Source organism: Nocardia sp. XZ_19_385 (assembly GCF_015355755.1).
In the GTDB taxonomy this organism is placed as follows: domain Bacteria; phylum Actinomycetota; class Actinomycetes; order Mycobacteriales; family Mycobacteriaceae; genus Nocardia.
The window spans coordinates 167,982-187,419 of the sequence record NZ_JACVEE010000001.1; the positions used below are offsets into that span (position 1 = coordinate 167,982).

Annotated in this window: 18 protein-coding genes; 9 read left to right on the top strand and 9 right to left on the bottom strand. The window is 65.9% G+C overall.

Annotated features, from left to right (window positions below):
• Positions 1–58 precede the first annotated feature (58 nt).
• Complete coding sequence (locus tag IBX22_RS38190; RefSeq protein WP_194813428.1) at positions 59–1,459, bottom strand: PQQ-binding-like beta-propeller repeat protein; 1,401 nt, start codon at positions 1,457–1,459, stop codon at positions 59–61.
• A gap of 104 nt (positions 1,460–1,563) precedes the next feature.
• Positions 1,564–3,294, bottom strand: coding sequence for a BCCT family transporter (locus IBX22_RS00610; RefSeq protein ID WP_194813429.1), 1,731 nt, complete (start codon positions 3,292–3,294; stop codon positions 1,564–1,566).
• 215 nt (positions 3,295–3,509) lie between these two features.
• Here IBX22_RS00610 and IBX22_RS00615 point away from each other — a divergent pair, with 215 nt between their 5' ends.
• The 5 genes from IBX22_RS00615 to IBX22_RS00635 all read left to right on the top strand — a co-directional run bounded on the left by IBX22_RS00615 (position 3,510) and on the right by IBX22_RS00635 (position 9,996).
• Positions 3,510–3,929: a YciI family protein gene (locus IBX22_RS00615; protein WP_194813430.1), complete on the top strand. Its 420-nt coding sequence runs from the start codon at positions 3,510–3,512 to the stop codon at positions 3,927–3,929.
• Positions 3,930–3,942: 13 nt separating this feature from the next.
• Positions 3,943–5,229, top strand: coding sequence for an RNA polymerase sigma factor (locus IBX22_RS00620; protein ID WP_194813431.1), 1,287 nt, complete (start codon positions 3,943–3,945; stop codon positions 5,227–5,229).
• A gap of 225 nt (positions 5,230–5,454) precedes the next feature.
• Positions 5,455–7,368 (top strand): flagellar motor control protein ZomB, encoded by a 1,914-nt coding sequence (zomB, locus tag IBX22_RS00625; protein WP_375540193.1) that lies wholly within the window; start codon positions 5,455–5,457, stop codon positions 7,366–7,368.
• A gap of 26 nt (positions 7,369–7,394) precedes the next feature.
• Complete coding sequence (locus IBX22_RS00630; protein ID WP_194813432.1) at positions 7,395–8,765, top strand: glycosyltransferase 87 family protein; 1,371 nt, start codon at positions 7,395–7,397, stop codon at positions 8,763–8,765.
• Positions 8,766–8,871: 106 nt separating this feature from the next.
• Entirely contained in the window at positions 8,872–9,996 is a 1,125-nt protein-coding gene (locus tag IBX22_RS00635; protein ID WP_194813433.1) for a diguanylate cyclase, read from the top strand.
• A gap of 8 nt (positions 9,997–10,004) precedes the next feature.
• Here the strand turns inward: IBX22_RS00635 and IBX22_RS00640 are convergent, their stop codons facing one another.
• Positions 10,005–10,643, bottom strand: coding sequence for a transcriptional regulator (locus tag IBX22_RS00640; RefSeq protein ID WP_194813434.1), 639 nt, complete (start codon positions 10,641–10,643; stop codon positions 10,005–10,007).
• Between the two features lie 37 nt (positions 10,644–10,680).
• Positions 10,681–11,049 carry a PEP-utilizing enzyme gene (locus IBX22_RS00645; RefSeq protein ID WP_194813435.1) on the bottom strand — a complete coding sequence of 123 codons (369 nt, stop codon included), beginning with the start codon at positions 11,047–11,049 and terminating at the stop codon, positions 10,681–10,683.
• Between the two features lie 108 nt (positions 11,050–11,157).
• Between IBX22_RS00645 and IBX22_RS00650 the strand changes: the two genes are divergently transcribed.
• Complete coding sequence (locus tag IBX22_RS00650) at positions 11,158–12,357, top strand: FAD-dependent oxidoreductase (protein ID WP_194813436.1); 1,200 nt, start codon at positions 11,158–11,160, stop codon at positions 12,355–12,357.
• Between the two features lie 61 nt (positions 12,358–12,418).
• Positions 12,419–12,904, top strand: a complete 486-nt coding sequence (locus IBX22_RS00655) for a GNAT family N-acetyltransferase (RefSeq protein WP_194813437.1) — start codon at positions 12,419–12,421, stop codon at positions 12,902–12,904.
• 20 nt (positions 12,905–12,924) lie between these two features.
• On the opposite strand, the gene IBX22_RS00660 is transcribed toward IBX22_RS00655, so the two are convergent.
• Positions 12,925–14,205 (bottom strand): sodium:proton antiporter, encoded by a 1,281-nt coding sequence (locus IBX22_RS00660; RefSeq protein ID WP_194813438.1) that lies wholly within the window; start codon positions 14,203–14,205, stop codon positions 12,925–12,927.
• Between the two features lie 81 nt (positions 14,206–14,286).
• Positions 14,287–14,715 carry a hypothetical protein gene (locus tag IBX22_RS00665; RefSeq protein ID WP_194813439.1) on the bottom strand — a complete coding sequence of 143 codons (429 nt, stop codon included), beginning with the start codon at positions 14,713–14,715 and terminating at the stop codon, positions 14,287–14,289.
• 274 nt (positions 14,716–14,989) lie between these two features.
• Here IBX22_RS00665 and IBX22_RS00670 point away from each other — a divergent pair, with 274 nt between their 5' ends.
• Positions 14,990–16,132, top strand: a complete 1,143-nt coding sequence (locus IBX22_RS00670) for a N(5)-(carboxyethyl)ornithine synthase (protein ID WP_194813440.1) — start codon at positions 14,990–14,992, stop codon at positions 16,130–16,132.
• Positions 16,133–16,158: 26 nt separating this feature from the next.
• Here IBX22_RS00670 and IBX22_RS00675 read toward each other — a convergent pair whose 3' ends face one another.
• The 3 genes from IBX22_RS00675 to IBX22_RS00685 all read right to left on the bottom strand — a co-directional run bounded on the left by IBX22_RS00675 (position 16,159) and on the right by IBX22_RS00685 (position 18,780).
• Positions 16,159–17,160: a HEAT repeat domain-containing protein gene (locus tag IBX22_RS00675; protein ID WP_194813441.1), complete on the bottom strand. Its 1,002-nt coding sequence runs from the start codon at positions 17,158–17,160 to the stop codon at positions 16,159–16,161.
• Positions 17,154–17,840, bottom strand: a complete 687-nt coding sequence (locus tag IBX22_RS00680) for a HEAT repeat domain-containing protein (RefSeq protein ID WP_194815487.1) — start codon at positions 17,838–17,840, stop codon at positions 17,154–17,156. The genes IBX22_RS00675 and IBX22_RS00680 overlap by 7 nt, the downstream gene beginning before the upstream one ends.
• 79 nt (positions 17,841–17,919) lie before the next feature.
• Positions 17,920–18,780, bottom strand: coding sequence for an AfsR/SARP family transcriptional regulator (locus IBX22_RS00685; protein ID WP_194813442.1), 861 nt, complete (start codon positions 18,778–18,780; stop codon positions 17,920–17,922).
• Positions 18,781–19,187: 407 nt separating this feature from the next.
• Here IBX22_RS00685 and IBX22_RS00690 point away from each other — a divergent pair, with 407 nt between their 5' ends.
• A complete protein-coding gene (locus tag IBX22_RS00690; RefSeq protein ID WP_194813443.1) occupies positions 19,188–19,433 on the top strand; it encodes an acyl carrier protein in 246 nt (81 codons plus the stop codon).
• The last annotated feature ends 5 nt before the right edge of the window (positions 19,434–19,438 follow it).

Below are 19,438 nucleotides of genomic sequence, written 5' to 3' on the forward strand. Positions count from 1 at the left end.
TACGGTCTACTGGCCCCTGTGTCGACGTTTGCTCACCTGGCTAATTCACGCAAACCCCTTATCCCGCAGCGTATCCGGTGAATTCCTGCGCGGTCGTTGTCACCATGCGGCCGCCGAGCGCCTGCACCGCCGTGCGGAAGTTGGGCCGCTCGCTGGGTGGTAGCGCGATCGACCAAGCGGTTGAACCGTCTGCGGCGTCGATCGCGTGCACGGCGGCGCCGTCGGACAGGATCAGGTGTCTACCGTCGGTGATGCCATCGAAGCGGGAATAGCGGGACGCGTTGGCGAAAGGTGTTGGCCGCCGCCAGATCTGGTGTCCGTCAGTGAGATCCAATCCTGAGAGCTCGGAGCCCTCGCGGGATCGCACGATCACCGTTTTGTCCACTACTCCCTGGATGGCGCTTATACGGCCGGTGACATCTTCCATACCGATCTGCGCATTGGTCCACAAGGCTCGGCCGGTCGTTCGCTCGTAGGCACTTTCCCCGGTGAGGATCGGCGGCATCGCCGCGGTCGCGGTCGGAAACCACTCGGAGATGAAGCCGGGGTTGCTGACCTCGCTGATCGCGTCGCCTCGGCGATCGAGAAAACGCACCCGATCCGGGCGCCAAATATTTTCCTGCTCGGCGATCAGGCCGCCTTCCAAGGTTCCGACGATGGGTCCGGTGAACAGCGGCTCGCCGGTGCGCAGATCGTAGAGGCGGACACTGTGGTCGTGCCCATCCTGGAAGTAGTCTCGGCTGCCGATCCTGGGAGTGACCGGGTCACCGGGAAGAGGTGTCGGGTACGTTCGCCGCCAGGTCGCGGCGATGTCCGCGAAAGTCCCCCGGGTCACGACGGCGGTCATCCAGTCCGGAGTCCGGCCGGTGACCGAGACGACGCCGTCCCACACCGCCACGTCCATGACCTCGAAGTCCGTCGTCTGGTCGCCGAGTATCGCCCCGGTCGCAGCCTCGATGATCAGCACTCGATGTGCGCCTCGGCAGGCGAGCTTTCCGTCGAAGATCTGCTCACGGCAGGTGTCGAGCTCTCCGACCTCGGTCGTCCATCGCACCTGCCCGGTGCCTGGATCGATGCCGTGCATCCGCACCGGCCCGACCCCGCGTCCGCTGGTTTCGCCGGGCCCCGGCTCTCCGGGCACCGCGGTCGCGGCGACGATCACCGTGCCGGCGTCCATCGGCGACCCGTAACCGTAGTACCGGTCCAGGCCCTGCGGCGCGGACAGCAAAACCGCGCCGGGTTCATCGGACAAGTCAGAAGCGCGCAATGTCCACTGCGGCACCGGAGTCGAATCGAGCGGGGACGAAATCCGAAAGCGGCCATAGCCTTCGGAGGTCGCCTGCGGATCCCGTGGTGCTCGGTTCATCCACACGACCGCGGCGACACCCGCCACCACAGCGACGATCAGCACCAAGATCCCGGCCCGGCGGCCAGTGGCCCACCTTCCAGCGCTGTGCACCGGCGGCCTCCCTATAACTCTGGACCAGCCGCTGACCGATCCGCGCGAATACGCAAGGTATCAGCCAGCTTCGGCATGCCCGAGGGGAAGAGGCGCTCTCCGCCTCAGTCGACCGGTTTCTCCGGCATCGCCGCGCGGGAATCGTCTACACGCTCGGTGACAAGCTCGAACTCGCAGTCGTGACGCTCGGTGCCCTGCACCACCGCGCTTTCGACGAGGGCAGCACCGTGTTCTTCGCGCAGGATCATCGGGTCCGAGCGCACGTCCTTATAGAGCGAGACACACAGGAATCCCATCACCAGCACGAAGGGCAGCGACACCACTGTGGTCACGGCTTGGAGGCCGGTGAGCGCGCCGCCGAGGTTGTCGGCGTCGGCGATGATCAGCATGATGGCGGCGACAGCGCCGGTGGCGGTGCCCCAGAAGACCACCGTCGGCTTGGACGGTTCGATGCCGCCCTTCTCGGACAAGGTGCCCATCACGATCGAAGCGGCATCGGCGCCGGAAATGAAGAAAATGCCGACCAGGATCATCACCAGTACGGCGGTTACCGAGGCGAGCGGATAGTGATCGAGCAGATGGAAGAGGGCGAAGTTCGAGTTGACGGAGCCATCCGCCTCGGTCAGATCGCCGGTCGCACGCTGCTGGAACAGGCCGGCTCCGCCGAGGATCACGAACCACACCAAGCTGACGATGCTGGGCACCAGCAGGACACCGGTGACGAACTGACGGATCGTGCGGCCGCGGCTGATCCGGGCGATGAACATGCCGACGAACGGGGTCCACGAGATCCACCACGCCCAGTAGAAGATCGTCCAGCTCGACAACCACTTCTGGACATCCGCGTCACCGCTCATGCCCGTCCGCGAGGCCATCTCGGCCAAGTTCGAGAGGTAGTCACCGAGGGCGGTGGGCAGCAGGTTGAGCATGAACAGCGTGGGGCCCGCGACAAAGATGAATGCCGCGAGCAGCACGGCGAGCACCATATTGATATTCGAGAGCCATTGGATGCCGCGGTCGATTCCGGAGACTGCCGACACGATGAAGGCGAGGGTCAGGCCGGTGATGATGGCGACGAGGCCGATCTTGCCGATCGAGTCGATCCAGCCGTTGAACTCCATGCCCGCGCCAATTTGCAACGCGCCCAACCCGAGTGAGGCCGCGGAGCCGAAGAGTGTCGCGAAGATCGCCATCATGTCGATCGCGCGTCCGCCGATGCCGTCCGCGCGCCGCCCGAGAATGGGCCGGAACATCGACGAGATCAGCTGGGATCGTCCCTTGCGGAAGGTGCCGTAGGCGATGGCCAGTCCGACCACGGCGTAGATGGCCCACGGGTGCAGGGTCCAGTGGAACAACGACGTTGCCATCGCGACCTCGATGGCCTTCGAAGTCTCCGGCTCGACAGTCCCCGGCGGCGGACTCATGTAGTGCGACAACGGTTCGGCGACGCCCCAGAACATGAGGCCGATGCCCATGCCCGCGCTGAACATCATCGCGATCCAGGACGTGGTGCGGAACTCCGGTTCCTCCCCGTCGGCGCCCAGCGGAATCTTGCCGTATCGACTCGCCGCCAACCAGATGACGTAAACGACGAACATCGAGGCGACCAGCACGAACAGCCAACCGGTATTGGTGATCACCCACGACTGCGCGTCAGCAGAGGCCGTGCCGAGGCCTTTGTGATCGAGGATGCCCCACGCCACGAAAGCCAGCGAGGTGATTGCGGTGACGCCGAAAACCAAGCGATCGAGCCCGAGCTTGGTCGGCGGCTTTCCAGCATCGCCGTGGGTGCGGTCGTCCAGTTCGTCGAAACTCCGGTCGGCGTCTATCGGCATCAGATCCGAGCCTTTCAGATTGCGTACGCACGCTGCCCTGACTGCCCCGCATTCACACCCAGCAACCGTACAGCGTCGCAGCAGATGTTCGGCTCAACGAAGCCGTCCCCGATTTCGTGGAGCGAAAAATGTTTCGGTGGGTTGTCGATCTATGCCATCACCCGTTCGACCTAGGGATGTAAGAAGGATCCACACCTACCCCAGGAGCCAAAATCATGAAGTACATGCTGATCATGCGCGCGACCGACGAAGCCTGGGCCGCGGGCGGTGACATCGATTTCGACCAGATGCTCGAGACCATGGGCAAATTCAACGATGAACTGATCCGCGCCGGGGTCCTCGTCGCCGCCGAGGGCCTCGAAGACGCCGCCGAGACCGTGGTCGTCGACTACGCCACCGAACCCCCCGTGGTCACCGACGGTCCCTACGGCGAGACCAAGGAACTGTTCGGCGGCTACTACATCCTCAATGTCGCGTCGAAGGAAGAGGCGGTCGAGTGGGCCAAGCGGATGCCGATGACCGGGCCCGGAGTAAAGACCGAGATTCGCCGGGTCGCCTCCATCGACGAGTTCCCGCAGGACAACAAGTGGATCCTGAAGGAACGCGCCTGGCGCGAGGCCACCGGTCAGCTCTGAGGACGCCACCACGATGACGCACCACTCCGGCCGGGAAGCCGTGGCCGCGGTCTGGCGGATCGAGTCGGCCCGGATCGTCGGCGCGCTGGCCCGCTACACCGGCGACTTCGCGATGGCCGAGGATCTCGCGCAGGAGGCGCTAGCCGAGGCGCTGGTGACGTGGCCGCGTGACGGCGTGCCACGGCAACCGGCCGGGTGGTTGCTCACCGTCGGGCGGCGCCGCGCGATCGACGCGTTCCGGCGCCGCGCCGCACTCGACGACCGGTACGCCACCCTCGCGGGAACTCTCGGCGAGGGTGGCGTGCTGGCCGGCGGCGCGCCCGCCGAGCCGGCGCAGGAGGACGCGCAGGTCCTGTGGGATCCCGACCAGATCGACGACGACGTGCTCGCGCTGATGTTCATCTCCTGTCATCCGGTGCTTTCGCGCGAAGCCCGCTTGGCGTTGACGTTGCGCGTGGTCGGCGGTCTGTCCAGTGACGAGATCGCCAAGGCGTGCCTGGTGCCGACCGCGACGGTGCAGGCACGGATCACCCGGGCCAAGAAGACACTCGGCGCCGCCGAGGTCGCGTTCGAGGTGCCGCCCGCGGCCGAACGCCGGGCCCAGCTCGGGTCGGTGCTCGGCGTCATCTATCTCATCTTCACCGAGGGCTCCTCGGCCAGCGCGGGCAGCGATTTGATCCGAGCCGATCTGGCCGGTGAGGCCGTGCGGCTCGCGCGGGTCCTGGCCCGCCTGATGCCCGGCGAAGCCGAGGTGTACGGGCTGCTCGCACTGCTCGAACTCACCGCCGCCCGATTTCCCGCCCGCACGGGTCCCGACGGGGAACCGGTGCTGCTCGAACAGCAGGATCGGCGGCGCTGGGATCGATCCGCGATCCGGCGTGGCCGGGCCGCGCTGGGCAAGGCCGCCGAAGTCGGCCGTGGCCTCGGTTCCTATGGTCTGCAGGCCGCGATCGCCGAATGTCATGCTGTCGCACCCTCGGTCGAGGCAACGAACTGGGAGCGGGTGGTGCTGCTCTACGAAGCGCTGGGCAGGCTCGCGCCCTCCCCGGTGGTGGAGCTCAACCGCGCCGTGGCGGTATCGATGGCAAGCGGGCCCGCCGCCGCACTACCGATCGTCGACGAACTGGCAGCTGGTGGGGCACTGGCGACTTCGCATCTGCTGCCGAGCGTGCGCGGTGAACTCCTCACACGGCTCGGCCGCACCGCCGAGGCGCGCGCCGCGCTTACCGAGGCGATCCAGCTGTGTGGCAACGACCGCGAGAAGACCGTTCTCGCACGGAAGCTCGCCGCCCTCGAATAGTGCTGCCGAAGCCTGGTCGACGGTGCGCTATCGTGATTCCCCATCGCGCGGAGCGAACCACCGAAACGGTGTGTAGCGCGAGGTCACCGATCGATTGTGTTCGACTTCGTCGAGTATCGCAATGACGAGGCTATCTACGAAACGTCCTACCGTTCAACGTAACCGCCCGTCGCACAGGCGTGCTAACGGGTCTCATCGCACGCTCGCATGGGATCGGAGGGTTAGATGTCGCTGTCGGTGTTACCTTCCCCGCCAACGCAACACGACGACGGCGGCAACGGTACTCCCCTACGGCAGCCGACCGACCAGGATGTCGTGCGACGCCGGCCCGGAACGCTGTCGCATGCAGTGCTTCTCGGCGGGGTCGCGGTGACCACGGCCGTGTTCGCGGGCGGTGCTTGGCAGCGGCGCTGGATCTCCGACGACGGCTTGATCGTGCTGCGCACCGTGCGGAACCTGCTGGCGGGCAACGGCCCGGTATTCAATCTCGACGAGCGTGTCGAAACCAATACCAGTACCGCGTGGACCTATCTCGTGTGGTTGTTCGGCTGGCTGACCCAGGCGCGGCTCGAATACGTCGCTCTCGGACTGGCGCTCGGCCTGTCGGTGCTGGCGATCGTCGTCGCGATGCTGGGGTCTGCTCGATTGTGGGGCGGGCCGTCGTCGTCTCTGCTGGTTCCGGCTGGTGCGATCGTCTATATCGCGGTGCCGCCGGCGGCCGATTACGCGACCTCGGGTCTGGAGACCGGTCTGGTCATCGCGTGGCTGGCGGTGCTGTGGTGGTTGCTGCTGCGGTGGTCGCAGGGTGCGGGCGGTATGGTCGCGGCGTTCTGGGCGGGGCTCGCTCCCCTGGTGCGACCGGAGCTCACGGTGGCCGGCGCGCTCGCGTTGCTGATCCTGTTCTGCGCACCGGTTCCGCGAAACCGGCTGCAGCCGTGGGTTTTCCGGATGCTGATGATCGGCGTGGCGGGGGTGGCTCCGCTGGGGTATCAGGTCTGGCGGATGGGTTACTACGGTCTGCCCTACCCGAATACCGCGGTCGCCAAGGACGCCGGCGGTGCGAAGTGGCCGCAAGGGTGGACCTACCTGTGGGATCTGGTCGGGCCGTACCGGTTGTGGCTGCCGCTGCTGGTTTTGGCCGGGACCGCGATTGTCGTGGTGCGGCAACGGAAATGCCGCCGAAGCGCACCGGCCGGGTGGCGCGACCGGTTGCGCTCCCCCGGCGCTGTCGTCGCCGTCCTGGTCGGCAGCGGCGTCGCGCTCGTCGTGTACGAGTTGCGCGTCGGCGGCGACTTCATGCATGGCCGGATGCTGCTGCCGCAGCTGTTCTGCCTGCTCCTGCCCGTCATGGTGCTGCCGATTCCGATGCCCAGAGCTCTGCGCGCGCCGGAAATGCGCCGTCCCCCTGCGGCTTTCGTCGTCGTGATCGCGGCCCTGCTCGGGATCGCCGTCTGGGCGGTGGCGGCTGCCCGAACGACGGCCGTCACCGACGGCATCGAAATCCGCGCGAACGGCATTGTCGACGAACGCATCTACTACGTGCTGGGTACCGGCCACGATCACCCGATCCGGGCGGAGGACTATCTGGACTATCCGCGCATGCGGCCCATGATCCGGGATATCGCGGAGACGCCGAACGGCGGACTGCTGGTCAACCTGCCGGATCAGACCTATTGGTACGTCGTGCCGCCGCCCCAACCCATCCCCGATGGCGGTGCGGGCCATACCGTGTACTTCCTGAATCTCGGCATGACGAGCATGAATCTGCCACTGTCCGTGCGCGTCATCGACCCGGTGGGACTGGCGTATCCGCTGGCGGCGCACACCGATCGCCTGACCGATGGGCGCATCGGGCACGACAAGAATCTCGATGCCAGCTGGGCGGTGGTCGATGCCGGCGTGGTCGATCAGCACCCGTGGCTGCCCGCGCATATCGACGACGTCTGGGTGCGGCAAGCGCGAACAGCCATGTCCTGCCCGGCAACACAGGATCTGCTGGCCTCCACGCGGGCGCCGCTCACGCTCACGCGCTTCCGGCACAACGTCATGCAGTCGCTGAGCTTCGCCGGCACGCGCATCGATCGCATTCCCACCTATGAGATCGCGCGTTGCCTTCTGCCCGCGCCCACACCGAAGTGACCCAGACCCGAGGATTCGGACCGAGAATGCCCACACCGGTGGCCGATCAAGCAGCACGGCACGACATTTCGACGCGCATGCTCGGAGCCGCGTTGCTGGCAGCGGCGGCGGCACTCGTCTGGCATGTCTACGCCATTCCGATCCGGAGCCCGTACTACGGACTGTTCAACAACGATGTCGACCAGTACGTCTACACCGCCGGCGGCGAGGCCGTCCGCTACGGAGTCAGCCTGTATGACACTCCGGTCTTCTTCGACATGGAGTTCACCTATACGCCGTTCGCTGCCCTGTTGTTCGTCGCGTTCACACTGACCGTCCCGGTCGTGGCCAAAGCGCTGTGGTGGGCGGCGATCATGGCCGCCCTGATCGCACTGGTCGCGGTCTGCCTGCGTGCGCTGCACTACCGGAACAGCTGGCGCACATGGGTTTTCGCGGCTTCCCTGGCGGTGCTGTGCACGGCGTTCGAACCGGTGCGGTCCACGATCTGGCTCGGGCAGATCAATATCTTCCTGGTGCTGCTCGGCGTGTGGGATCTAACTCGCGCCCGCACCGCGGCGCTGCGCGGTGTGGGCGTCGGCATCGCGGCCGGAATCAAACTCACCCCCGGGTTCTTCCTCGTCTACCTCGCCTGCACGCGCCAGTGGCGGGCCTTCTGGATCGCGACGACGACCTTCGCGGCCACGGTCGGTGTCGGCTTCCTGATCCGGCCCACCGACTCCACTACCTATTGGGGACGGCAGTTCGACGCGACCGGGCGGGTCGGCCCGGTCGATTCGCCCGCCAACCAATCGGTCAACGGATTCCTCGCGCAAATGCTGCGGTTCTACGACATCGACCGCTTCGCCGTGGACGGTCCCACCTCGACGGTGTACGTCACACCCACCTGGATGTGGCTGGCCGTAGCCACTCCGCTGGTCCTGTTGGGGCTCGCGGCGAGCGTTCGCGCGTATCGATCCGGCCAGGTGTTGCTGTCGGTGACGCTGGCGGGCATGACCTCAGCGTGTCTGTCCCCGTTTTCCTGGGGGCATCACTGGGTGTGGTTCGTGCCGTTGTTCGTCCTCGCCCTGCATCACGCGCAAACCAGCACAGCGCGCCTGCGATGGTCGATGCCGGTGGTCGTCTTCCTCGTCAGCTTCTGCTGGTGGTGGAACTATCCGGACCGGGAGCCCATACGGGACGCGCCCCACCCCATCGGCATCGGATTGTTCATGCTGCCGCGCGACGATATCCCCATGTGGTGGGCGCATATCGCCGTGCCCTTCTACTCGTGCTGCTATCTACTGCTGTTCATCGCGACCACCGTGTATGTCCTACGGTTCGAACCCGAAAGGCGCGTGTCGGACCCGGAGGTTGCCAAGGTTGCTCGAACAACCGATTCGTCCGGGCAGCGACGCTGATCAGAGTTACCGTCGCGTCTGCGCCGCAGCGCTTCGGCTGTATGGCAATCTTGGAAACGGTGGTCGAAAGAACCGGGGTCCGTTGCCGACCTAAGGCGGCTTCTCGATGAGTGACAACCGATCCCTATTTCGCCGGTGGTGGCGAGATCGGGTTGACTACGACCAGCTGGTCGAGACGTTCGCCTCGCATGGGGCGCTGGGCCCGTTCAAGTTCATGCTGGGTACCGGCGGACTGGTCATGCTGTGCCTTGCGGTGCTGGCGCCGGTGGCGCAGGGCGATGCTCCGGGACTGGTCATCGAGGTGCAGGGCGTTGTCGAGGCCGCCGTGGCCGGGGTGTGGATGCTGCGCTGGTGGTTCTTTCCGTGGCCGCGCGAATACGAGTCGCTGGCCTGGATTGTGCTCTTCGATCTCGACACCGCCATCAACGAGCTGATCACTCATGACCGCGTCATCGGGGTGCTGGGGATCGTGCTGCTGGCGGCGATGGGCGGCTATGTGGCGGTGTTCCATGGTCCGCGGATCCTGGCTCTGCACATCGGCTGGACTGTGCTGACCAGCGTGCTGATGGCGGGTTTGATGATCGGCGGCCGGCTGCCGGCCAACGACACCAGCCGGCGCGCCGATATCGCCGTCGGCCTCGGTGTCGTGCTGGTGATGGTGGTCGTGGTCGGCGTCGTTCTGCCGTTCATGCAGTTCAGTCACTGGCTGCTGCGGGTGGATGCGTTGTCCGACCCGCTGACCGGGCTGTTGAACCGGCGTGGCCTGGACGCACACCTGTCGTCGGCGCTGAACGGCCGTGGACGGCGAAGTACCGCAGCGTTTGTCGCCACCCTGGATTTGGACCGGTTCAAAGCCGTCAACGACACCTACGGTCATCCCTTCGGCGACGAGGTGCTGATTCACGCGGCGCAGCAACTGCGGGAAGCGGTCGAACCCGATGCCCTCGTCGCACGCACCGGCGGAGAGGAGTTCGTGGTGGTCGGATCTTTGAGTGCGGACCCCGCCGCGACAGGTGAGCGATTACGCCAGGCGATCGCGAGCATGTCAGAGCTGCCCGTGACGATCACCGCGAGCGTCGGCGTCGCGGTTCTCGACGCGTCGCAACCACACGGCGAAACCTATTACGGTGAGCTGCTTCGCGATTCCGATTCCGCGATGTACCGCGCGAAACACGAGGGCGGCAATGCCGTCCATGTCGCCGCCACGAAGGCTGCGCCCGCTGACGACTGAGCCCGCTGCTAGCGGCCGGAGTTGTGTGCCCTATCGATACCCAGCGTGGCGATCAGATCTTCGTGCAGTTCGAACCAGACCCGGTGGGCGGAATCGGCTTTGGTGCCGGTAACCATCTCGGGGTTATCGGCGGCCAGAGCGAGGGCGGCGGCGAAACGGGAGTCGTACCCGGAGAAGCGGGCGATACGGTCGGTGAGCCGAGTGGTCAGCGGAGCCAATTCCGCTGCGAGGCTTTCGAGTTCGACGAGGATCTGTCGATCCCGCTGCGCATCCCGGTGGTCGTTGTCCTGCATGCTGCCGTCGGGCCGGATCACCAACTGCCAGGCCGTGCAGGCCCGCACCAGCCGTGCGTTGAGCGGAAGAAACTTGCGATAGACCTCTGCCACCAACGCTTTTGCCGCGCACGCGGAAAGCTCGTCGGCGAGTTGCCGTTCGTTCTCCGCGCGCCCGCTCTCGGTGAGCGACCACCCCGCGTCCGCACCGAAACGGAACCGGCTGATCCAGCGACATGTCCGGAATTCGCGCACCTGCGCTTCCGCGAGGCCGACCGGCATGCCGTATCTATCGGCTACCGCCTGCGTGTCGACGAACCCGCCGAGGCGGATCGCATGCAGTGCGAGCAACGAACTGGATGAAACGTGCGTCATTCCGGGCCTTTCCCGCGAGCAGCCGTGGTGCCAGACATCAACGTTGGGTCGAGCGCACGGCGTGAACCTGTCCCGTGGTCCCATCCACCAAGATCGTCCGGTAGTTCGCCAAAGTCTGCATCGCACCCTTGGCCGCCACCACGGCTGGAATCCCGAACTCGCGGGCGACAATTGCCGCGTGGGACAGGATCCCCCCGGTTTCGGTGACCACCGCTGCGGCGATGCTGAAGAGCATGGTCCATGCGGGGTCGGTCGTGCGGCAGACGATGACATCGCCCGGCCGAACAGCGTCGAAGTCATCGACACTGTGCACGAGCCGAACCGGGCCGGCGGCAACACCTTTGCTGCATGCGACGCCGCTGATGAGTGGCGCTTCCGGGCCCGTTTGCCGCACCTGTCGATCCATGCGTCAACCATAGGTTGACGATTCTGTCCTCGTCAACTACTAGTTGACGGCAAGGCGTCAGTTCGTGGATTGCTTTCGCCGACAACGAGATCGATCGAGGAGTCACACATGGAAACTCGCGCGAACGCCGCACCACCCGACACCAGCACACCGCGCAGGCGGGCGACAGTCGTCGGCGCCGGTATCGCCGGTTTGGCTGCCGCGTTGCGGCTGTACCAGCAGGGCTGGGAAGTCGTCGTGCTCGAGCGATCGCCGACTCGACGCAGTAGCGGTTATCTGGTGAACCTGCACGGACCGGGATACGCGGCAGCCGAGCGGCTCGGGCTGCTACCGGCGCTGACTTCGCGCGATATCGGGTTCTTCACCTCGGTTCTCGTCCACGCGGACGGCCGGGAGAAGTTCCGGATTCCCGCCGCTGTCGCCGAGGCCGCCGTCGGCAATCGGGCACTGAGCGTGTTCCGCGGCGACCTGGAGTCGGCGCTGTACGACGCGGTGGCGGGGTGCGCCGACATTCGTTTCGCCACCACTGTGCAAGCCGTCGCCCAAACCCCCGGGGAAGTCGTCGTCACCCTCGGCGACGGCACCAGCCTGCGGACCGAACTGCTCGTCGGAGCCGACGGCGTGCACTCCCGGGTCCGCGAGCTCGTATTCGGCGCAGAGCAAGAATATTTCGTGGACCTGGGCCACATGGTTGGAGCTTTCCCGCTCGAAACAGTTCCCGAGCACGTACCGGAAGGCGCCGGCACCACTTTTATCGGACCCGGACGCACGGCCGCGGTAATGAACCTGGGGCCGGAACGGTCCTCGGCGTTCTTTGCCTACCGCTGCTCCGACGCGAAATCTGAACTGGCCCTTGGCGCAGCGCCCGCACTGACCCGGGCGTTCGAGGATCTCGGCGGCGGCGTCGCCGACGCCCTCCGCCAACTCGACTCCGGCGCCTACTTCGACTCGGTCGGACAAATCGTGATGGACCGCTGGCATCAGGGCCGAGTCGTGCTGCTCGGCGACGCAGCCTGGTGCGTAACGGTATTCGCCGGTTACGGCGCCGCCCTCGCACTCGACGGCGCCGACCGGCTCGGCGCCGCATCAGCAGCACACGGCGACGACATTCCTGCCGCACTCGGCGCCTGGGAGACAGCGTTGCGTCCCGAAGTACTCCAGCGGCAGGCACTGGCCCGAAAAGGAATGAACCGATTCGCCCCACCGTCACGCGCACACGTCTGGGCCGGTGAACTGATGCTGCGCGCCATCCAGCTTCCCGGCATTCGCGGACTGGTCCGGCGCTCCATCCAGCGCGCCAACAACTGACGGGGTCGTCGATCAGGTGCGCTCTTTCCTGGAGATTCCCCGGCAAGTTAGCGTGTGGTCCGTGTGGGTTCGCGAATACACCGAAGCCGATTGGACGCAGGTCTGGCCGATCATGCGTGAGATCGTCAGGGCCGGTGAGACTTTCACCTACGACCCGGCGTTGACCGAGGATCAGGCACACGACATCTGGGTGATGGGGCCGCCTGCGGTCACTGTCGTAGCCGTGGCCGGGGATCGGGTGGTGGGCACCGCCAATGCGTATGCCAATCGGCCGGGGCCGGGCGCACACGTGTCAACGGCCAGTTTCATGGTCGCCGCGGACGCCCGCGGCATGGGTGTCGGTACGGCGCTGTGCCAGTTCGTGCTGGACTGGGCGAAGGCGCAGGGCTTCGTCGGCATGCAGTTCAACGCCGTGGCCGAATCCAATTGCCGGGCAGTCGAACTCTACAAACGGCTGGGATTCGAGATCGTGGGAACCGTGCCCGGAGCGTTTCACCACCCCACGCGCGGCCGGGTCGGTCTGCACGTCATGTACTGCGAGTTCTGAGCCGTCGGTGCGGCACGCGGCTACGGCGTCGGCTGTCTGCTTTCGCGGGCGTTCTCCAGATGCTTCATCACCCAAGCGGCGCTGGCGCCGTGGACGACCACGGACAGCACGATCGTGAATGCCGCGATCGCCCATATCGCGTCGGCTTCCGCGCGGAAATCTGCCTGGGTCAAGCCGTAGGAGACGTAATAGATCGAGCCGATACCGCGGACACCGAAGAAGGCCGTGACGGCGCGCTCCTTGGGCTCCATCTCATCGCATCCCTGTAGTGACAGCCACCCGGCGACCGGCCGGATGACGAAGACGAGCAGGACGCCGAGCACGACTCCTTGCCAGGACAGTGCGTCGAGCAGGCCTGTGGTGAGTGCGGCACCGAGTAGCAGCAGCACTACAAGAGTGAGGACATGCTCCAACTGTTCGACGAGGCCATGCATCTGTTCGTGGTATCCGCTGTCGCGCTCGATACGTCGAATGGCGATCGCGCACACGAACACCGCGAGGAATCCGTAGCCGCCGACGAGTTCGGTGAGCCCGTACACCGCGAACACCGCGGCCAAGACGACGATCGGTTCCCCGCGGTCGGCTAGTCGTGCGTCCTTGATGGGAAATCGGAACAAGCCGCGCCCGAGCAGGTCGCCGACGATCGCGCCGATGAGGACGCCGACCGCGATCTTGCCGATGAGTTCCCAGGCGAACCAGCCGGCCAGCCAGCTCTGCACCGAGCCCTGGCTCGCGAGGAAGATCGCCAGATAAACGAAGGGAAAGGCCAGGGCATCGTTGAAACCGGCCTCCGACGTGAGCGCGAAACGTACTTCGTCGTCCTCCTCGGCCGAGCCCGCACCACCCGGCGTCGGACCCTCGACCTGCACATCCGAGGCCAGCACCGGATCCGTCGGCGCCAGCACCGCGGCGAGCAGAGCGGCGGCGGCCGGCGTCAACGCCGCCGCCCACCAACCGAACACCGCCACGGCCGCGATACACAACGGCATGGTGATCAGCAGCAGACGCCAGGTGGAACCCCAGGTGCGCCAGTCCAGCGGACGGTCAATCGCGAGCCCGACACCCATCAGCGCCACGATCACGCACAACTCCGCGAGGTGCTCGATCACGGTCGGGTGCGACAGCGGGGATACCGCCTCCAAGCCGGCCGGCCCGATCACCACCCCGACGACGGCGCCGACCCCCAACATCAGCATCGGAGCCGTAATCGCCCGATCCTTGAAGAGCCGAGGAAGCGTCGCCGCCAACAGCAGTGCGACCCCCGCTGCCAGATACACCCGTTCAATATTGAGATTGGTCATCGTTGTTGCTGCGCCACCGCGCAATTCACCTGTCGTCCGGAGCAGAAAATCAAGATCTACCCGGCCGCTGCCATCCGAAACTCACCCGAGGGCGATCACCGGCGTAGGCAGGTTGAAACCGGCATTGGGCACCGAGGCGAAGTTGAGGAACGGGATCGATCCGGCGACCGCCGGCAAGATATTCGCGTTTACCCACCCCGCGCCAGGCGCGTAGGGCAAATCGATCGCCACCGGTTGACCGCCGGTCTGATCGGCGTCCAGACGGTCCAGCCGGAAGAGCCGGGTGAACCATGGGGCCAGGTCAGTCGAGGTCGAGGTCGAGATCGTTGCTGAGCAATTGGCCGGCGTCGGCAGTCCTGGGATGGTTGGCCGGACACCCGTGGGCTGCACGTGCGCTGTTACTCGGTGCGGCTGGGCCGGGTCTCGGTCGATCCACATGGTGTAGTCGATGAAGCAGTTCAGTGTGTCGCCCATGACGTATCCGCCGACCGGTCCGGGAGTGCCGTTCATCGGCAGCAAGGCTGCATTCGCTGCCGATTCCTGCCCCACCAGGGGGGCTGCGAGCAGTGCGACTGCCGACACTGAAGCGACGAGCGCACTCTTGGCTAACATCTGCCGAAACATTGAATCCCCTAGTTAATCACTGAAGGCGCCAAGAAGGACCCCTGCGCAAGCCAGGAGAATAGTCGCGCAGCATCACTCTCGCAATCTCGGCTCTCTAGCGACTCCTGGCGCAGATGTCGGCGTGGTCAGGGGCCGCCCTGAGCCCGCGTAGGCTCAGACAGTGAAGCAACTGACCGTCGGTGTAGTCGCGACCTCCCGCAAAGAGGACGAGCACCGATTGGCGATCCATCCCGCCCACTTCGACCGCATCGATCCCGCGCTTCGCGACCGTGTTCTTCTCGAGCATGGCTATGGAGAACGGTTCGGTTACACCGATGAACAGCTGGCGCCGCTGGTCGGCGGGCATCGCACTCGGGCGGAGCTCTTCGCGGAGTGCGATGTGCTGTTGTTGCCGAAGCCGCTCCCCGAGGATCTCGAGAATCTGCGCCCCGGGCAGGTGGTGTGGGGGTGGCCGCACTGTGTGCAGGACGAGCGGATGACGCAGCTGGCTATCGACCGCGGGCTGACGCTGATCGCCTGGGAGTCGATGAACCACTGGACGAAGGAGGGCAACTTCAGTGTCCATGTCTTCCACAAGAACAACGAGCTGGCGGGTTACTGCTCGGTCATGCACGCGCTGCAATTGCGGGGATCCACTGGGGATTACGGCCGGCGGATGCGCGCGGCGGTAATCAGCTTCGGTGCGACTGCCCGTGGCGCGGTGCGGGCGCTGTCAGCGCTCGGGATCAGTGATGTCACCGTGCTGACCCAGCGCAGCGTCTCGGCGGTCGCCTCACCGTTCGCGTCGGTGCGAATGCAGCATTTCGCGCGCGATCCCGCCGATCCCAGCCGGATCCTGGCTCTGAAAGCGCCGGAACCCGGCCCGCTGGCGGAGATGCTGGCCCAGTACGACATTGTCGTGAACTGCATCTTCCAGGACACCGAAGAACCACTGATGTTCGTGGAGAACAAGGACCTACCGCTGTTCGCGCGCGGCACGCTGTTCGTCGATGTCTCCTGCGATGCGGGTATGGGTTTCGAGTGGGCCCGTCCGACGTCGTTCACGGACCCGATGTTCACCGTCGGCGACGACCTGCACTACTACGGCGTCGACCACAGTCCGTCATTCCTGTGGAACTCCGCCACCTGGGAGAACTCCGAGGCGCTGCTGGAATACCTGCCGATCGTGATGGCGGGACCCGACGCCTGGGACGGCAACGCCACCATCCGGCGCGCCATCGAGATCCGTGAGGGCCGGGTCCAGAACCTGCGGATCCTGTCGTTCCAGAACCGGGCCGCGGCCTACCCGTACGCCATCGCCTGAAAGCCGTTGCAGCGTCACGGCTTTCGTCATTGGTCGAGGACGGCCACGAGAGCCGTGGCGAGCAGGGCCACGGCCCGATCCTCGTCGCGGCTCAGGTGCCGCAGGGTATCCAGTGCGATGGTCCCCGGCATCTCGGCGAGCGCCTGAGTCAGTCGCATGCGCACCGCCGAACCTGCTGTGGGAGAAGCGAGTTCGTCGACCAGAGCACTCATGATCCGGTCGGCCCACTCGGGATCCTGGGCCATGGTTCCCAGCAGCTCGGCGGCGTCGACATCGTTCGGGCCCTCGACCACCGTGCTTATCAGTACCGGCACAGCGCGGGTCACACCCCGCGCCCCCAGTGCGAGAGCGGCGTGCCTGCGAACCGTGGCGTCCGGGTCGTCGAGTGCGGCGGTGAGCACGGTGGTCACCTCGTCGCCGGGTAATTCCGCGAGTGCCACGATCGCGCGCCGCCGCACCTCGGCATCCGCCGAATCCAAGCCGGCTGCCACGCTCGCCACCGCGGCACCGCCGGCCCGGGCGAGGGCCCACCGCAGGGCCCCGGCGACATTCGCGTCGGATTCGGTGAGGATGGCCTCGGCCAGTAGCTCGGCGGGCATCGACGCGTCCTCGGCCGGGGCGAGGACGGCCTGCTGCCGCCGCGCGGCACTGTCCGAACCCAGTTCGTGCAGGAGCTCGACGGTGCGCAGGACGTCCTGCCAGCCGCTGGGCCCGGTCGCGTCGACCGTCCGGAGCCGTTCGAGGAGTTCTTGCTGCTGCTTCAGCCGTTCTTCGGTCTTTCGGATGAGGCTGCCGACCAGTGCGGACGGGGCGAACCCGGGATCGTCGAGGGCGCGGCCGATCTCGCGCAGCGACAGTCCCAGGGATCGCAGGCCCTCCACATGGAAGATCCGCCGGATGTCGTCCGGGCAGTACTCCCGGTAACCACCCATGGTGCGGCCGGTCGGGCGCACCAACCCGAGGGCGTCGTAGTGCCGGAGCATCCGGGCACTCACCCCCGAGCGGCGCGCCACCTCACCGATCAGCAAGCAGTCGTCTCCTTCCACTCCGGACCGAGCGCGGCCACTCGCCGCGCCGCGTCGACTGCGAGGTCGAATCCCCCGTCTGGATCATCCAGGAGCCGCTGCGTGGCTTTGGCATGCGCGCGCACCGCCGGGTCGTTGCTTGCCGTCGCTGTCCGCAGGCTCGCCTCGATGACGGGGCCGAGGGCGACTAGGGCACGGCTCAAACTCAACTGTGTCTCCCGGTCGCCGCGGGCGAGTTGCGTGGCCAGTTCCGCGGCCAGCACCTCCCGCTCCCCGTCGGGCACGAGAACGATCGCGGCGCGCCAGGCACTGCGCGCGACCTCGTCGTCGGCGTCGTGCAGCAAGGACCGCGTGATCGCGGGCCACGCGCCCGGGTCGCCGATCTTGGACAGCGTGTGCAATGCCTGGCTGCGGGCTTGCGGGCGCTCGGACAGCAGTTCCGCGCGCAATTTCGGGACCGTGATCTCCGACGGCAGCCGGGTCAGCGCCCAGGTGAGCATGTCCCGCACGAAGAAGTCCGGTTCGATCGCGCACCGCGCTACGAGCGCGTCGACGAAACCGGGCTCGGCATGGGTACCGGCCGCCAGGGCCGCCTGCAGCCGTGTCGACGACTCCCCGGCGGCCAATGCGCCGAGCAGTCGCGTGTTCTGTGGGTTCCTGTGTGTCGAGTTGATGGGGACCACCTCCGACGGCCAGTGAAGACCTTGCCACAGTGACAAGGTCAAGTTCACCAGCGAAACGTCGGGGCGGTCCCTCGGTCGATCACAAAGCGAATCCGAACGCCGTGCGGCGCAGCACGGCGTCGGCCGAGTCGAGTGTCGCGTCCTGCGCGAGGATGTCCTCGTACAGGCGCAGCAGGGATCGGCCCGGTCCCACGCCGAGTTCCTCGTCCAGATGCCGCCGGGTGCGATGGAAAAGGCGCAGCGCCTCGGATTGCCGGCCGCCACGGTAGAGGGCCAGCATGAGTAACTCGCACAACCCTTCTCGCGTCGGTGACGCGGCCATCAACCGTTGCAGCTCGGCGGCGGCCGATCGATCGTCGCCGAGCAACAGCCGGGCGCACACGAGGTCTTCCCAGGCGAGCAGGCGCCGCTCTTCCAGGAACGCCGCCGCTCCCCGACATCGTTCGCCGCTGTGCGTGTTGAGCAGCGCGGGTCCGCGCCACAGCCGCAATGCTTCGTCGAGCAACCCGAGGGCGCACCCTGGATCGTCCGGCAGTAGACCGGATCCACGAGCGGAGAGATCGAGAAATAGATTCCCATCCACCAACTCACGCGGGATATCGAGGATGTACCCGTTGTAGACCGCGCGCAAGGTAATCGATTGCCCGTTTCCGCCGGTACATCGATCCAGGGTCCGCCGGATACGGGTCGCATTGGCTTGCAACGCGTTTCTGGAATCCTTCAGGATTTCGCGAGGCCAAAGTTCTGCCACCAGTTCGTCGTAGTAGACAGTGCGCCCGGCATCCAATGCGAGAGTGGCGAGTAGCGCGCGCAGTTTGCTCGATCGGAGCTCGGTGCGCACACCTTTGGCAACTATTGACACGGAGCCGAGTAGATCAATACGGACAGCACTCCGATGTGCCTCGTCGTTGATCGGTTCAGGAGTCTTGTTGACAACCATTACCCATCCTGAGTTTTTGTGCGAGGGCACCCCTCTTCGGGCTGAGCGAAAGCCGCTGCGATACAACCAGTTTCGAAACCAATGTCGGTCAGACTATCATGACCGTCCGGTAAGAACAGTTGAATTCCGTTGGAACTCCAGCGGTTCCAAATCGGTAGCCGTTTCGCTATGCGAACGGGTTTCCGGGTTGCCTGGCATTCGTCCTGCTAGCGCGGGTGCGGGCCGGTCCGATTCACGCCGCGCCCGATGCTGTGGCACCCCTTCGAGCTGTGCATTGTGCATAACCCCTGGTCGATGGGCCCTGACGGGCCGGCCCCGGTCGCAAGAATGCGTTCGTCCGGGCCGCGAATTGCGGTCAGCGTTTTTGTCAGCGGATCGGTCAGCGCGGTAGGCCAATGTGTTGAGTCGTGACGGCGTCGGATTTTCTGCTCGAGCACATTGCCGGAGCTTGGTTGAACGGAGATGGCGCGGATTTGCGTGCCGATACACCGTTACTGGAGCTCAACATTATTTCCTCGGCCGAAGTCTTCGACCTGGTTCATTCGATCCAGGCCGAATTCGATATCGCGATTCCGTTGCCCGAGATCAAGCCGGAGAATTTTCGCTCCGTCAATACGATCGCGGATCTCATCGAGCGTTATCGAAAGAAATAGAGGGG